The organism is Cohnella sp. CFH 77786, assembly GCF_019400745.1.
In the GTDB taxonomy this organism is placed as follows: Bacteria; Bacillota; Bacilli; order Paenibacillales; family Paenibacillaceae; genus Cohnella.
The window spans coordinates 57,405-71,105 of the sequence record NZ_WJIB01000016.1 but is presented as its reverse complement, the minus strand read 5'-3'; the positions used below and the strand labels follow the sequence as shown (position 1 = coordinate 71,105).

The following is a 13,701-nucleotide window of genomic DNA, read 5'->3' as shown; positions in this document are numbered from 1 at the left end:
ATGGGACTTTCAGAGAATGATGTTAAAGCGACGATTGAAAGATACAAAGAGCGCTTTGGTTTATATGGATATTCCCCAAAAACGTTGGGATGGTTTAAAGGGAAACAGCGTCTTCGATTTCAAATGTTGACCTCCTTTTTTCCTTTGCAAGAACATCAGTCTTATTTGGATGTAGGATGTGGTTTCGGTGACTTAAATCTTATTTTGAAAGAGAAAGGACTTCCTTACTCTTATCTGGGTGTTGATTTAGTTGAGGAACTAATTCACTTCGGGAATCAGATGTTTAATGAACCCAACATCCAATTTATTTTAGGCGATTTTCTGAAAATAGAGTTTCAATCCTCTTATGATTATGTCATTTCCTCGGGCATGTTCAACCATAAATTCGAAAAAACAGATAATTATCAGTTCATTGAAAAATGTATGGAGAAAGCATTTTCGTTATGTAATGTAGCAATCGCTTTTGATTTCTTATCGGATAAAGTTGATTATAAGCATGATCATACGTTTCACAGTAGTCCGGAGAAAATATTATCAATGGCCTATCGTTTATCACGCAATGTCGTTTTGAGGAACGACTACATGCCGTTTGAGTTCACCGTCATTGTGTTCAAGAATGATAGTTTTTCAAAAATAGACACCATATTTAATTCATTTAAGGAGCGGGCGGATGAACGATGAAAAATGAGATCATTGATTACATTAAGAGAAATAGGGTTTCATCTACGGAAATAGCTGACTGCCTTGGGAAAACGGGAGCGATACCGGATGTCACAGCTATTAACAGAGGGCAGTTTAAAGTTGGCAATGTATTTTGGGCGTATGCATACGGAGGAACAAATTGGGATGTGCATGAACAAGTTCAGCATGTCCAAGAAGGAGATGTCGTTTTTATCGAGGTATTTGACTGTGGCGGTCGAGCCATCATCGGGGATTTGGTATCAAAGTACCTCATTCTTTATCGCCAGGCGGCGGCTATTGTCGTAACTGGGAAGGTTCGGGATGTCCCTCATTTAATCAAGGAAGCTTGGCCAATTTGGTGTACAGGCTTTAATCCAATAGGCTGTATTAATGAGCGGCTTGCAGACAGTTTAGATGTGGATTTAATAGCAAGCAGGAGAGCTCTTGTTCATGGATCGATCGCGGTTTGTGATGACACAGGGGTAGTATTAATTCCCAAAGATCTTCATAATGAAGACTTTCTAGGTCGATTGCAAAGTATCGAGGAACAGGAAGATATATGGTTTGATTGTATTGATAGGAGAAAATTCAGTACTTATGAAACGGTATGTTTGAAAAAATATCTATATGAGTAAATGGGAAGGTGCATTTATGATTCCGTTCAATATCCCTGCAATTACCGGAAAAGAGACTGACTATATAAAAGAAGCGATCGCATTAAACCACCTTTCTGGTGATGGGATATTTACAAAAAAATGCAGTGACTGGTTTGAGAGCAGACTACATGTAAAGAGAGCATTAATGACAACATCTTGTACACATTCCCTTGAAATGTGTGCTATATTGGCTGACATAGGTGATGGTGATGAAGTAATCATGCCCTCATTCACGTTTGTTTCGACTGCTAACGCTTTTGTTCTTCGAGGAGCTAAAGTTGTATTTGTGGACATTGATCCCCTCACAATGAATATGGACTTAAAAGAGGTCGTTAGAGCCATTACATCAAAGACCAAAGCGATCATACCTGTTCATTACGCAGGCAATTCTTGCGATATGGACAAGCTAATGAATATAGCAGAACATTATAACTTACTTGTAATTGAAGATGCAGCACAAGCTATAATGAGCGAATACCACAATAAACCTTTAGGGACTATTGGTCACTTGGGGTGTATCAGTTTTCACGAAACGAAGAATTTAAACTGCGGAGAAGGTGGAGCCCTTCTCATTAATGATTCCCGCTTTATTGATCGAGCTGAAATTATTCGAGAAAAGGGGACAAATCGAAGTAAATTCTATAGGGGGGAAGTCGACAAGTATTCATGGGTCGATATCGGTTCATCCTATCTGATGAGTGAATTGAATGCTGCTTTCCTATATGCTCAGTTGATTAACGCTGAGACTATCACATACAATCGCATAAATAACTGGAACTTGTATCATGAGTTGTTTCATGAGTACTCGTTGAATGATTATATTGAGTTACCGATGATACCAACTTACAATAAGCCGAATGGTCATATGTATTACATAAAAACAACTCATCTTGTAGAACGGACTGAGTTGATTCAATACTTAAGAGCAAATGGAGTTTATAGTGTGTTTCACTATGTACCACTTCATAGTTCACCACTTGGTAGAAAATATGGGTTTTTCTCGGGTGAGGATCAGTATACGACAAGAGAAAGCGAACGAATCTTAAGATTACCTCTTTTTTATGGGATGAGTGCAAATGATGTTAAGTATATTTCTGAGATGGTAAATAGATACTACAAGTTTGTTAGAAGTACTTCGTAACACACCATGCTAAAAATCAACTGATACCACTTTTTCTGAGGTTATAGTTATATTCGGGACGGCGATTAGGGAATAAGTGTTAAAATTTTGACCTCAAACCCCTCCCGCATGTCCAAATTCTTCTAACCCTTTGCGGATGAAGAAATTAAAATCTCCGCTCAACCTCGGGTCCAAGCGAAAATTTGTGTTACTGTGCCAGAGGATCGTTTTCATTAATGTTTGAAACCGAGGGATTTATACCGCGAGCTGCTGCTAGATGACACCGCTTACAAAAAAACATTGACACCCAACTTTCCCCAATGATATATTCGGGTTGTGGGGCAGGCCTAACCGCCTATTTCCAAAGTATCTGAACAATGAAGGGAATGTGTGAACGGATGCAAGGTAAAGTGAAATGGTTCAACGCGGAGAAAGGTTACGGCTTCATCGAGACGGAACAAGGCGGCGACGTGTTCGTTCACTTTTCCGCGATCCAAATGGACGGCTATAAATCCCTGGACGAGGGCCAAACGGTAGAGTTTGACATCGTGCAAGGCGCGCGCGGTCCGCAAGCTGCTAACGTAGTTAAGGCGTAATCATCCGGCGCCGAGCGCCGCGGATTTATAGAGAGTGCCGCTTACCCGCATACGATTGCCGGTCGACCGGCCCCGGAGCAATCCGGGGTTTTTTATGTACCCAGACAAATTGTCAAACAATTCAAAATTGTTAACGGAATGTTTTGAAACCTCTCCTTCGTCTGTGTTATGATGGAGTCAGCAAAGGAGGATTGCCTATGAAATACAACATTCGAGGTCAGCGCATGGAAGTGACGGATGCTCTTCGGGATTATGTCGAGAAGAAGCTCGGTCGGCTGGAACGGTATTTTGAAGCAACTCCTCAATCCGATGTGCAGGTGACGCTAGCCGTTACGAAAGGCCAACATGCCATCGAGGTCACCATCCCTTTGCCCGGCGTGCTCCTGCGCGCCGAAGAGAAGCGGGAAGACATGTACGCTTCCGTCGATTTCGTAGTGGACAAACTGGAAAGGCAAATCCGCAAGCACAAAACGAAAGTGAATCGAAAGTTTCGACACACGACGACAGCCAGACTTTTCAAGGAGGAAGCGACAGGCACGAATGGCGTCACGACGCTCGTTCATGACGACGAGGACGAATTGGAGCTTGTAAGGACCAAGCGTTTCGCGATGAAGCCAATGGACGTGGAAGAAGCGATTCTCCAGATGAACATGGTCGGCCACAACTTCTACGTATTTTCCAATTCCGACACGAAGGAAGTGAACGTCGTCTACCGTCGAAGCGACGGTAAGTACGGTTTGATCGAGACTGCTGAATAACCGAAACAACAGTACATTCATGAGCCTCGGCGTTCACGCCGGGGCTTTCTAGCGCTTATAAGGCTGCATTAGGATGCGGTTTCCAGCACCCTTTCCTTGCCCCCCCACAGCCAAACTGTTAAAATGTATAGATACTGCGATACCTGCAAATGAGAGGGGTTCCCCAATGCTCGGACTCGTCAAAAAAATATTCGGAGACGCCAACGAACGCGAAGTGAAGCGTCTGACCCGCACGGTCGAAGAGATCAACGCGCTCGAGCCGACCATCCAAGCGCTCAGCGACGAGCAGATCCGCGGCAAGACGGAGGAGTTCCGTTCGCGCCTGGAGCAGGGCGAGGAGCTGGACGACTTGCTGCCGGAAGCGTTCGCGGTCGTACGCGAAGCGTCGAAGCGGGTGCTGAACAAGCGTCATTATGACGTGCAATTGATCGGCGGCATGGTGCTGCACCAAGGCAAGATCGCCGAGATGAGAACCGGCGAAGGCAAGACGCTCGTCGGAACGCTTCCCGTCTACTTGAACGCCCTGGCCGGCAAAGGCGTGCACGTCGTCACGGTCAACGATTACCTGGCGCAGCGCGACAGCCAGGAGATGGGCCAGATTTATACGTTCCTCGGCCTGACGGTCGGCTGCAACCTGCACGGTCTCTCCCACGAGGAAAAGCAAGCGGCATACGCATGCGACATCACGTACGGCACGAACAACGAATACGGCTTCGACTACCTGCGGGACAACATGGTGCTCTACAAGGAGCAGATGGTCCAGCGGCCTCTTTATTATGCCATCATAGACGAAGTGGACTCGATCCTCGTCGACGAAGCGCGCACGCCGCTTATCATCAGCGGACAAGCGCAAAAATCGACCGAGCTGTATTACGCGGCCGACCGTTTCGTCAGCCGCCTCACGGAGACGGAAGACTATACGATCGATATCAAAATGAAAAGCATCGTGCTGACGGAGCAAGGGGTTGCGAAGACGGAACGGGCTTTCGGCATCGACAACCTCTATTCGCATGAGCACGTTCTGCTGAACCACCATGTCCAGCAAGCCCTTCGCGCCCGTTATATCATGAGACGGGACGTCGACTACGTGGTGCAGGAAGACGAGGTCATCATCGTCGACGAATTCACGGGCCGGCTCATGGCGGGCCGCCGCTACAGCGACGGTCTCCATCAAGCAATCGAAGCCAAAGAACAGCTTAACGTTCAGAACGAGAGCATGACGCTCGCGACGATCACGTTTCAGAACTACTTCCGCATGTACCGCAAGCTGGCCGGCATGACCGGTACGGCGAAGACGGAGGAAGAGGAATTCAAGCGGATTTACGGGCTGGAAGTCGTGCAGGTGCCGACGAACCGCCCGATGATCCGCAATGATATGCCGGACGTCGTGTACAAATCGGAGAACGGCAAGTACAAGGCGGTCGTCGACGAGATCGTGAAACGCCACCAGACAGGCCAGCCGGTGCTGGTCGGCACGGTGTCGATCGAGAATTCCGAGCGCATTTCCGAGATGCTGAAGAAGAAAGGCGTTCAGCACCAGGTGCTGAACGCCAAGTTCCACGCCGTGGAAGCGGAGATCATCTCCAGAGCCGGCCAGCGCGGCGCGGTCACGATCGCGACGAACATGGCGGGACGCGGTACCGACATTCTGCTGGGCGAAGGCGTAGCGGATCTCGGCGGTCTCCATATCATCGGTACGGAGCGGCACGAGTCCCGCCGGATCGACAACCAGCTGCGCGGCCGCGCCGGCCGTCAGGGCGACCCGGGCTCGTCCCAATTCTACCTGTCCATGCAGGACGAACTCATGCGCCGGTTCGGCGCCGACAATATCATGGGCATGATGGAGCGTCTCGGCTTCGACGAGGAAACCCCGATCGAGAGCCGGCTGATCACGCGTTCCATCGAATCCGCCCAGAAGCGGGTGGAGGGCAGCAACTTCGACGCCCGCCGCATCGTTCTGCAGTATGACGACGTCATCAACCTGCAGCGGGAGAAGATTTACGGCGACCGCCGCGAAATCCTGTTCTCCGACAACATCCGCGACGTCGTGCTCGGCATGATCCGCTCGACCGTCACGCGCGCCGTCGACAGCCATTGCTCCGACGAGGACATTCCGGAGGATTGGGATCTCGATGGGGTTGTCACCTACGCCCACTCGCATTTCCTGCCGGAAGACCGGCTAACGAAGGACGACCTGTGGGGCAAGGAAAAAGAAGAAATGATCGACATGCTCATGGAGCGGATCGGTCAATTGTATGACGAACGCGAAGCGATGATCAGTCCCGAACTCATGCGGGAGTTCGAGAAAGTCGTCGTGCTCCGCGCCGTCGACAGCAAATGGATGGACCACATCGACGCCATGGACCAGCTGCGTCAGGGCATCCACCTCCGCGCGTACGGCGGCAACGATCCGCTTCGCGAGTATCAGTTCGAAGGGCACAACATGTTCCTCTCCATGATCGAGCGGATCGAAGAAGAGATCACGCTCTACGTCATGAAGGCCCATGTCGAGAGCAACCTGAAGCGCGAACCGGTCGCGGAAGGCCAGGCCGTCGATACCAAAGCGGAAGAGGGACCGAAGAAGCCGGCCAAACGCGACGACCAGCGGGTCGGCCGCAACGATCCGTGTCCTTGCGGCAGCGGCAAGAAGTACAAACAATGCCACGGAAGCATAGAGTAAAGGTATTCCTGGGGGCCGGTTCCGGTCTCCATCCCTATGCTTTCAGCCATTTCTACATGAGGTGATCACGCCATGTCCGAATTGGACGTATCCGTCAAGCAAGACCTTCGCGAGTGCGCGAAGCGACTCCTACAACTTAGGGGGTCTCTTTGACTTAGATCTCAAGCGCGAGCAGATCGAGAACTACGAAGTCAAAATGAGCGCTCCCGATTTCTGGGACGATAACGAGAAAGCCCAAAGCATCATTTCCGAGATGAACGCGATCAAGTCGGTCGTCGAACAGTTCGAGAAGCTGGATGCCGAACGGCAGGATCTCGAGGACATGATCGAAATCCTCGAAATGGAGGACGACGACGAGCTCGCGGCCGAGTGGACGGAGAACGCGAAGGCGTTCAGCGGCAAGGTCGACTCGTTCGAGCTTCAGCTGCTGCTCAGCGAGCCGTACGACAAGGCGAACGCCATCCTCGAGCTTCACCCGGGGGCGGGCGGCACCGAGTCCCAGGACTGGGCGTCGATGCTGTACCGCATGTATACCCGCTGGGCGGAGAAACGCGGCTTCAAGGTCGAGCTGCTCGACTACCTGCCGGGCGACGAGGCGGGCATCAAGAGCGTCACGATCATGATCAAAGGCCACAACGCTTACGGCTACCTGAAAGCCGAGAAAGGCGTACACCGCCTCGTGCGGATTTCGCCGTTCGACGCATCGGGCCGCCGGCATACCTCGTTCGTCTCTTGCGACGTCGTGCCGGAAATCCCGGACGACGTGCAGATCGAAATCCGAACCGAAGACCTGCGGGTCGACACGTACCGTTCCAGCGGGGCGGGCGGCCAGCATATCAACAAGACGGATTCGGCCGTCCGGCTGACGCACATCCCGACGGGCATCGTCGTGGCGTGCCAGACGGAACGCTCCCAGATTTCCAACCGCGAACGAGCGATGAAAATGCTGCAGTCCAAGCTGTACGAGCTGGAGATCCAGAAGCAGCAGGAGGAGCTGGCCGCCATCCGCGGCGAGCAGAAGGACATCGCCTGGGGCAGCCAAATCCGGTCTTATGTGTTCCATCCCTACAGCATGGTGAAGGATCACCGCACGTCCGTCGAGACCGGCAACGTCGGCGCCGTCATGGACGGGGACCTGGACGCGTTCATCGACGGGTACCTGCGCAGCCAGATCAAGCGGGACGTTCAATAAAGCTTCATAAGCGACAAGCGATCGGTTCCTGCACGCAAGTGTAGGAACCTTTTCCATGCGGCAACCCGTTGGGCGGATTCGCCGCCCATGCGTAACGAGCCGATAAATGCCAGGAGAGAGGACGGGCCTCATCACGTGGAGCCTACGAAAGCGAATCACCCCCCTCGCAAGCCCAAAGGAAGCGAACGCCGCAGGCGCAGCGTCCGAATCTCGCCCCGGATGCGGGAAGCCGGCTCTTATTTGCTATTGCTGATCGGCTCGTTCGTCGTGGCCGTCAGCTTCAACCTGTTCCTGCTTCCGAACCGGATCGCGTCGGGAGGCGTGTCGGGCATCTCGGTATTGATGGACCAGCTGCTCTCGATTCCCCCTGCCTACACGCAATGGGTGCTGAACATTCCGCTCTTTGCAGCGGGGTTGCTCGTGTTCGGCCGGGGGTATGGGTTGAAGACCGCGCTCGGGTCGGTCCTGTTGCCGCTGTTCGTCCTGTTGACCTCGCGGATGGAAACGCCGACGCACGATCCGCTGCTCTCCGCGGTTTACGGCGGCTTGGGCGTCGGCATCGGAATCGGCCTGGTGTTCCGGGGGCGCGGATCCACCGGCGGGCTGAGCATTGCGGCCCATATTCTTCAGCGGTATACCGGAATGCGCCTCGGACTTGCCATCGCGGTCTTCGACGCGCTCGTGATCGTGGCCGCGGGTATCCTGATCTCGCCGGAAAACGCGCTTTATGCCTTAATCGGACTGTTCGTGACGAGCAAAACGATCGACGTCGTGCAGACGGGCTTCCAGACCTCCAAAGCCGCATTCATCATCTCGAACGAGCCGGACAGGGTGTCCCAAGCGATCCTGCACGATTTGGACCGGGGACTCACACGACTGCATGGTGAGGGAGGATATACCGGCCAGACGCGGCCCGTGCTGCTGGCCGTTGTCGGCCAGAACGAGGTCGCGAAGCTCAAAGCGCTCGTCAAGGACGCGGATCCGAACGCGTTCGTCATCATCAGCAACACGGCGGAAGTGCTGGGCGAAGGATTTCAATACGACCCATTGAATAAATAATACATTGAGTGTATAATAATGCATATTCTCGAAGGGGGCGGGCAGCCCCCGATTTTCGCTTTATTTCAAGGCTCGTATTCGGTACAATGAGAATGTTTGTACATCGGTTCCAGAGCGTATGCGGGTACCGCTTTTATACATGGGGGGTTAATCGTGAACGACATCCATATTCGTGCGGCCATCGTCGGCTCGACCGGCTACGGCGGCGTTGAACTCATTCGTCTGCTGCAATCCCATCCGAACGTGACCGTAACCTCCGTCATCTCGTCCTCGAGCGCGGGGGCGCCGATCGCCGAAGGTTATCCTCATTTGACCGAAATCCGGACCGACCTGCTGGACGGCATCGACGCGGAATCGATCCGGAGCAAGGCGGACGTCGTGTTCCTGGCTACGCCCCACGGCGTCAGCATGAAGCTCGCGCCCGAGTTTCTGGCGGCGGGTCTTAAGGTCATCGATTTGTCCGGGGATTTCCGCCTGAAGAACGTGGAATCGTACCGGACCTGGTACAAACACGAGCCGGCTCCCCAAACGGACGTCGACCGGGCGGTGTACGGATTGTGCGAAGTATTCGGCGCGGAAGTCGCGGATCATCCTTTTATTTCCAATCCCGGCTGTTACGCCACGACGGCTTCGCTCGCGTTGTATCCGGCCGTTCAGGCGGGCTGGATCGATCCGGACAGCATCATCATCGACGCCAAATCGGGCGTTTCCGGCGCGGGACGGGGCTTAAGCCTCGGCAACCATTTTTCCGAAATCAACGAGAACTTCAAAGCGTACAAGGTGAACAGCCACCAGCACACGCCGGAAATCGAGCAAACGCTGTCCCGCGCCGCGGGCCGGCCCGTCACCTTGACGTTTACGCCGCATCTCGTCCCGATGACGAGGGGCATCATGTGCACGAGTTACGCCGCCTTGACGGGATCGTTCAGCTCGAACGCCGATTTCGTGAAGCTGTACCGAGAATTTTACGAAGGCCGCCCGTTCGTAAGGATCCGTCCCGAGGGGCAGTTGCCGGCGACGAAGGAAGTTTGGGGTTCGAACTACTGCGACATCGGATTTTCCGCGGATCCCCGGACGAAGCGGATCACGATCGTATCGGTCACCGACAACCTGGTCAAAGGCGCGGCCGGCCAGGCGATCCAGAACCTGAACCTGTCGATGGGCTGGGACGAAACGCTCGGACTGCGCTTCACGCCGGCTTATCCGTAACCATTTTATTTTGAGAGGACCTGACGATCGATATGGGGAAAGAGCCAGCATTCGAAATCGTCCCGGACGGCGGCGTCACGCTTCCCAAGGGCTTTAAGGCCGGCGGCCTTCATTGCGGATTGAAGAAAACGGAGCGTCACGATCTGGGCGCGATTTGGTGCGAGGTCGACGCGGCGGCTGCTGCGGTCTATACGACGAATCTGTTCCAGGCGGCGCCGCTCGGCGTCACCCGGGAGAGCCTCGGAGCCAGCGGCGGGATGCTGCGCGCCGTGCTCGTGAACAGCGGCAACGCCAACGCCTGCACGGGCGAGCAAGGCGAGGCCGACGCCCGGGAGATGCAGGCGAGGGTCGCGGAAGCGCTGGGCATCCGCAAGGACCTCGTCGCGGTCGCGTCCACGGGCGTCATCGGCGAGCTGCTGAAAATGGACCGCGTGAGGACCGGGATCGACAAGCTGCCGGGGCGGCTCCGAAGCGACGCGCAGGGGTCGGACGATTTCTGCCAGGCGATCCTCACGACCGATCTGGTCAAGAAGACCTCCTGCGTGCAGGTGAACGTGGACGGCCGTACGGTGACGATCGCGGGTGCGGCCAAAGGCTCCGGCATGATCCATCCGAACATGGCGACGATGCTGGGCTTCGTGACGACGGACGCCGTCATTTCCTCGTGGCTGCTGCAGGATCTGCTGCGCGAGGTGACGGACGTCACGTTCAACATGATCACGGTCGACGGCGATACGAGCACGAACGACATGCTGGTCGTCATGGCCAGCGGGCTCGCGGAGCATAACGAGATCACGCGCGAGCATCCGGATTTCGAAGCGTTCAAGGCGGGACTGCGGCACGTCTGCGCGGAGCTGGCGAAAGCGATCGCCCGCGACGGGGAAGGCGCCACGAAGCTGATCGAGACGGTCGTCGCCGGCGCGGAGAGCGACGAGGCCGCGCGCGCGATCGCGAAGACGATTATCGGCTCCAGCCTCGTGAAGTCGGCGGTCTTCGGCGCGGACGCGAACTGGGGGCGGATCATTGCCGCCGTCGGACGCGCGGGAGTGCCGGTGAACGTGGCGACGGTGGACATCCGGCTCGGGGACATCCTGACGCTGGAGCAGTCCCGTCCGGTGCCGTTCGACGAAGCGGCTGCGCTCGAATATTTGAAAGGCGATACGGTGGTCATTTCCGTCGAGCTCCATATGGGAGACGGACGGGCGACGGCCTGGGGCTGCGATCTGACGTACGACTACGTGCGGATCAATGCCGCGTATCGGACCTAAGGGGAATATAAGGCGATGACGAACACGTTCGTGATGAAATGCGGGGGGAGCACGCTTGCGGCGCTTCCCGGCGCTTTTTTCCGGGATTTGCGGGAATTGCAGGAGGGCGGCATCCGTCCCGTCATCGTGCACGGCGGCGGACCGGCCATCAATGAGACGCTCGGCAAGCTCGGCATCGAGAGCCGGTTCGTGAACGGGCTCCGCGTAACCGATGAATCGACGCTCAACGTCGTGGAGATGGTGCTGGCGGGCCGAATCAACAAGGAGATCGTCCGCAAGCTGCAGCAGAACGGCGCCCGGTCGCTCGGGCTGTCCGGCACCGACGGCAGGTTGATCGAAGCGAAACCGGTGGCGAACCATGCGGAGGTCGGACTCGTCGGGGACGTGACCGGCGTGAATGCCGCGCTGATCGAAGGCATCATGGCGATCGGTTACATCCCGGTCATTGCGCCGATCGGAATCGACGCGGCCGGCCAGCGCTACAACATCAACGCCGATACCGCGGCGGGCGCCGTGGCTTCGCATCTCGGCGTCGATACGATGATCGTGGTGACGGATGTTCCGGGCATCATGCGGACGGTGAACGGAGAGAAAGCCGTGCTGCCGCAAGTCACGTTCGCGGAGATCGAAGACATGATCGCGAGCGGAGAAATCTACGGCGGCATGATCCCCAAAGTCCGCGCCGCGATGAGCTGCCTGCACGGCAACGTGCGGGAAGTGCTGATCGTGGACGGGGCGGCGGAGCGCGTGCTCAGCCGCGCGGTCCGCGAGGGCGGACTGGGGACGCGGATCGTAAGAGGGTAACGGGAGTGTTCGGCTGACAGCGTGATTAACGTCTTCCGGAGACGCTGCAGCACCGTTGTTACGCGACTTGGCCGGAATAACGTCTTCCGGAGACGCTCAGCACCGTTGTTACGCGACTTGGCCGAAATAACGTCTTCCGGAGACGCAACAGCACCGTTGTTACGCGACTTGGCCGGAATAACGTCTTCCGGAGACGCTGCAGCACCGTTGTTACGCGACTTGGCCGAAATAACGTCTTCCGGAGACGCTACAGCACCGTTGTTACGCGACTTGGCCGAAATAACGTCTTCGGAGACGCTGCAGCACCGTTGTTACGCGACTTGGCCGAAATAACGTCTTCCGGAGACGCTGCAGCACCGTTGTTACGCGACTTGGCCGAAATAACGTCTTCCGGAGATGCTACGGCTGCTTTGAAGTAGAGATCATTCGAAAAAATGCCTTCATGGTGAATGTTATCGCAGATCCGATTACAAAAAGGAGGTTGAATCCGTATGAGCGAAAGCGCGTTATTTAACACTTACGCCCGTTATCCGATCACCTTGGTGAAAGGCAAGGGCAGCCGCCTGTGGGATGACCAAGGCAAGCAGTATCTCGATTTCATGAGCGGCCTCGCCGTGACGAGTCTCGGCCATGTGCCGGAGAGCGTCAAGCAGGCGCTGGTGAAGCAGCTTGACGAGCTTTGGCACGTATCGAACTTATTTTCCACCCCGCACGCGGAACGGGCGGCACGGCTTCTGGTCGACAACAGCTGCGCGGACGCCGTCTTCTTCTGCAACAGCGGCGCCGAAGCGAACGAAGCCGCGATCAAGCTGGCGCGCCGGTACCATCAGAAGGTCCGCGGCGAAAATCGTTATGAAGTCATCACGTTTACCCAGTCGTTCCACGGACGCACGCTCGCGACGCTGACGGCCACGGGACAGGATAAGGTCAAGGAAGGCTTCCTGCCGCTGCCGGAAGGTTTCGTGCACGTGCCGCTTCATGACGTGCCGGCGCTTGAGGCGGCGGTGAACGAGCGGACGGCCGCGATCTTGCTGGAGCTGGTGCAAGCTGAAGGCGGGGTTATCCCCGTCGCTCAGGATTTCCTGCTCAAGGTCCGCGAAATCTGCGATCGCCACGGACTGCTGCTGATCCTCGACGAAGTCCAGACGGGGATGGGACGAACGGGCAAGCTGTTCGCCTATCAGCACTACGACGTGGAGCCGGACATCTTCACGCTGGCGAAAGGGATCGGCAGCGGGTTCCCGGTCGGGGCGATGCTCGCCAAACAACCGTACGTATCCGGTTTCGCCCCGGGCGCCCATGCGACGACTTTCGGCGGAACGCCGATTGCGATGTCCGTTGTCGCCGCGACCATCGAAACGATGCTCCGGGACAAAGTCGCCGACAGAGCGGCCGAAGCGGCGGATTACCTGATCGCGCAGCTCCGCCAGCACTTGGACGGCGTTCCGGGCGTGACGGATATCCGCGGCAAAGGGTTGCTGGTCGGCATCCTGTGCGACAGCCCCGCCGCCGATGCAATTGCCGAGCTCCACAAGCGCGGTTTGCTGGTCGTTCCGGCGGGCCCGAACGTCATCCGGCTGCTGCCGAACCTGCTGGTCACCCATGAAGAAATCGACGAGGCCGTGGGCCTGATCGCCGCGGTGCTCACCGAAAGGGCGACCGCGAAGCAAACTTAAAT

General features: G+C 55.6%; 12 protein-coding genes. All 12 read left to right on the top strand.

Annotated elements, in window-relative coordinates:
- The 12 genes from GE107_RS20825 (at nucleotide 1) to GE107_RS20770 (ending at nucleotide 13,699) form a co-directional block, all read left to right on the top strand.
- Nucleotides 1–681 (top strand): class I SAM-dependent methyltransferase, encoded by a 681-nt coding sequence (locus tag GE107_RS20825; RefSeq protein WP_219642347.1) that lies wholly within the window; start codon nucleotides 1–3, stop codon nucleotides 679–681.
- Entirely contained in the window at nucleotides 678–1,316 is a 639-nt protein-coding gene (locus tag GE107_RS20820) for an RraA family protein (RefSeq protein ID WP_219642344.1), read from the top strand. The genes GE107_RS20825 and GE107_RS20820 overlap by 4 nt, the downstream gene beginning before the upstream one ends.
- A 16-nt stretch (nucleotides 1,317–1,332) precedes the next feature.
- Complete coding sequence (rffA, locus tag GE107_RS20815) at nucleotides 1,333–2,478, top strand: dTDP-4-amino-4,6-dideoxygalactose transaminase (RefSeq protein WP_219642341.1); 1,146 nt, start codon at nucleotides 1,333–1,335, stop codon at nucleotides 2,476–2,478.
- Between the two features lie 377 nt (nucleotides 2,479–2,855).
- Entirely contained in the window at nucleotides 2,856–3,053 is a 198-nt protein-coding gene (locus GE107_RS20810; RefSeq protein ID WP_219642339.1) for a cold shock domain-containing protein, read from the top strand.
- Nucleotides 3,054–3,250: 197 nt separating this feature from the next.
- On the top strand, nucleotides 3,251–3,811 hold the full coding sequence (gene hpf / locus GE107_RS20805) for a ribosome hibernation-promoting factor, HPF/YfiA family (protein ID WP_219642336.1): 561 nt from the start codon (nucleotides 3,251–3,253) through the stop codon (nucleotides 3,809–3,811).
- Between the two features lie 166 nt (nucleotides 3,812–3,977).
- Entirely contained in the window at nucleotides 3,978–6,491 is a 2,514-nt protein-coding gene (secA, locus tag GE107_RS20800; protein WP_219642333.1) for a preprotein translocase subunit SecA, read from the top strand.
- 72 nt (nucleotides 6,492–6,563) lie between these two features.
- A protein-coding gene (prfB, locus tag GE107_RS20795; protein ID WP_255570707.1) for a peptide chain release factor 2 occupies nucleotides 6,564–7,683 on the top strand; the annotation gives its coding sequence in 2 pieces (ribosomal slippage) (nucleotides 6,564–6,641 and nucleotides 6,643–7,683; 1,119 coding nt in all).
- A gap of 219 nt (nucleotides 7,684–7,902) precedes the next feature.
- The gene (locus GE107_RS20790; RefSeq protein ID WP_219642505.1) at nucleotides 7,903–8,742 is read left to right on the top strand and encodes a YitT family protein; all 840 of its coding nucleotides are present in this window, start codon (nucleotides 7,903–7,905) and stop codon (nucleotides 8,740–8,742) included.
- Nucleotides 8,743–8,895: 153 nt separating this feature from the next.
- On the top strand, nucleotides 8,896–9,951 hold the full coding sequence (gene argC / locus GE107_RS20785) for an N-acetyl-gamma-glutamyl-phosphate reductase (RefSeq protein WP_219642330.1): 1,056 nt from the start codon (nucleotides 8,896–8,898) through the stop codon (nucleotides 9,949–9,951).
- A 32-nt stretch (nucleotides 9,952–9,983) separates the two neighbouring features.
- A complete protein-coding gene (argJ, locus tag GE107_RS20780; protein WP_219642327.1) occupies nucleotides 9,984–11,219 on the top strand; it encodes a bifunctional ornithine acetyltransferase/N-acetylglutamate synthase in 1,236 nt (411 codons plus the stop codon).
- 15 nt (nucleotides 11,220–11,234) lie between these two features.
- Nucleotides 11,235–12,023, top strand: a complete 789-nt coding sequence (argB, locus tag GE107_RS20775; protein WP_219642323.1) for an acetylglutamate kinase — start codon at nucleotides 11,235–11,237, stop codon at nucleotides 12,021–12,023.
- A gap of 491 nt (nucleotides 12,024–12,514) precedes the next feature.
- The gene (locus GE107_RS20770) at nucleotides 12,515–13,699 is read left to right on the top strand and encodes an acetylornithine transaminase (protein WP_219642320.1); all 1,185 of its coding nucleotides are present in this window, start codon (nucleotides 12,515–12,517) and stop codon (nucleotides 13,697–13,699) included.
- The last annotated feature ends 2 nt before the right edge of the window (nucleotides 13,700–13,701 follow it).

Bases quoted from the DNA above. Each gene is read 5' to 3' on its own strand.
- GE107_RS20825 (WP_219642347.1), top strand. From the start codon at position 1: ATGGGACTTTCAGAGAATGATGTTAAAGCGACGATTGAAAGATACAAA.
- GE107_RS20820 (WP_219642344.1), top strand. From the start codon at position 678: ATGAAAAATGAGATCATTGATTACATTAAGAGAAATAGGGTTTCATCT.
- rffA (WP_219642341.1), top strand. From the start codon at position 1,333: ATGATTCCGTTCAATATCCCTGCAATTACCGGAAAAGAGACTGACTAT.
- GE107_RS20810 (WP_219642339.1), top strand. From the start codon at position 2,856: ATGCAAGGTAAAGTGAAATGGTTCAACGCGGAGAAAGGTTACGGCTTC.
- hpf (WP_219642336.1), top strand. From the start codon at position 3,251: ATGAAATACAACATTCGAGGTCAGCGCATGGAAGTGACGGATGCTCTT.
- secA (WP_219642333.1), top strand. From the start codon at position 3,978: ATGCTCGGACTCGTCAAAAAAATATTCGGAGACGCCAACGAACGCGAA.
- GE107_RS20790 (WP_219642505.1), top strand. From the start codon at position 7,903: ATGCGGGAAGCCGGCTCTTATTTGCTATTGCTGATCGGCTCGTTCGTC.
- argJ (WP_219642327.1), top strand. From the start codon at position 9,984: ATGGGGAAAGAGCCAGCATTCGAAATCGTCCCGGACGGCGGCGTCACG.
- argB (WP_219642323.1), top strand. From the start codon at position 11,235: ATGACGAACACGTTCGTGATGAAATGCGGGGGGAGCACGCTTGCGGCG.
- GE107_RS20770 (WP_219642320.1), top strand. From the start codon at position 12,515: ATGAGCGAAAGCGCGTTATTTAACACTTACGCCCGTTATCCGATCACC.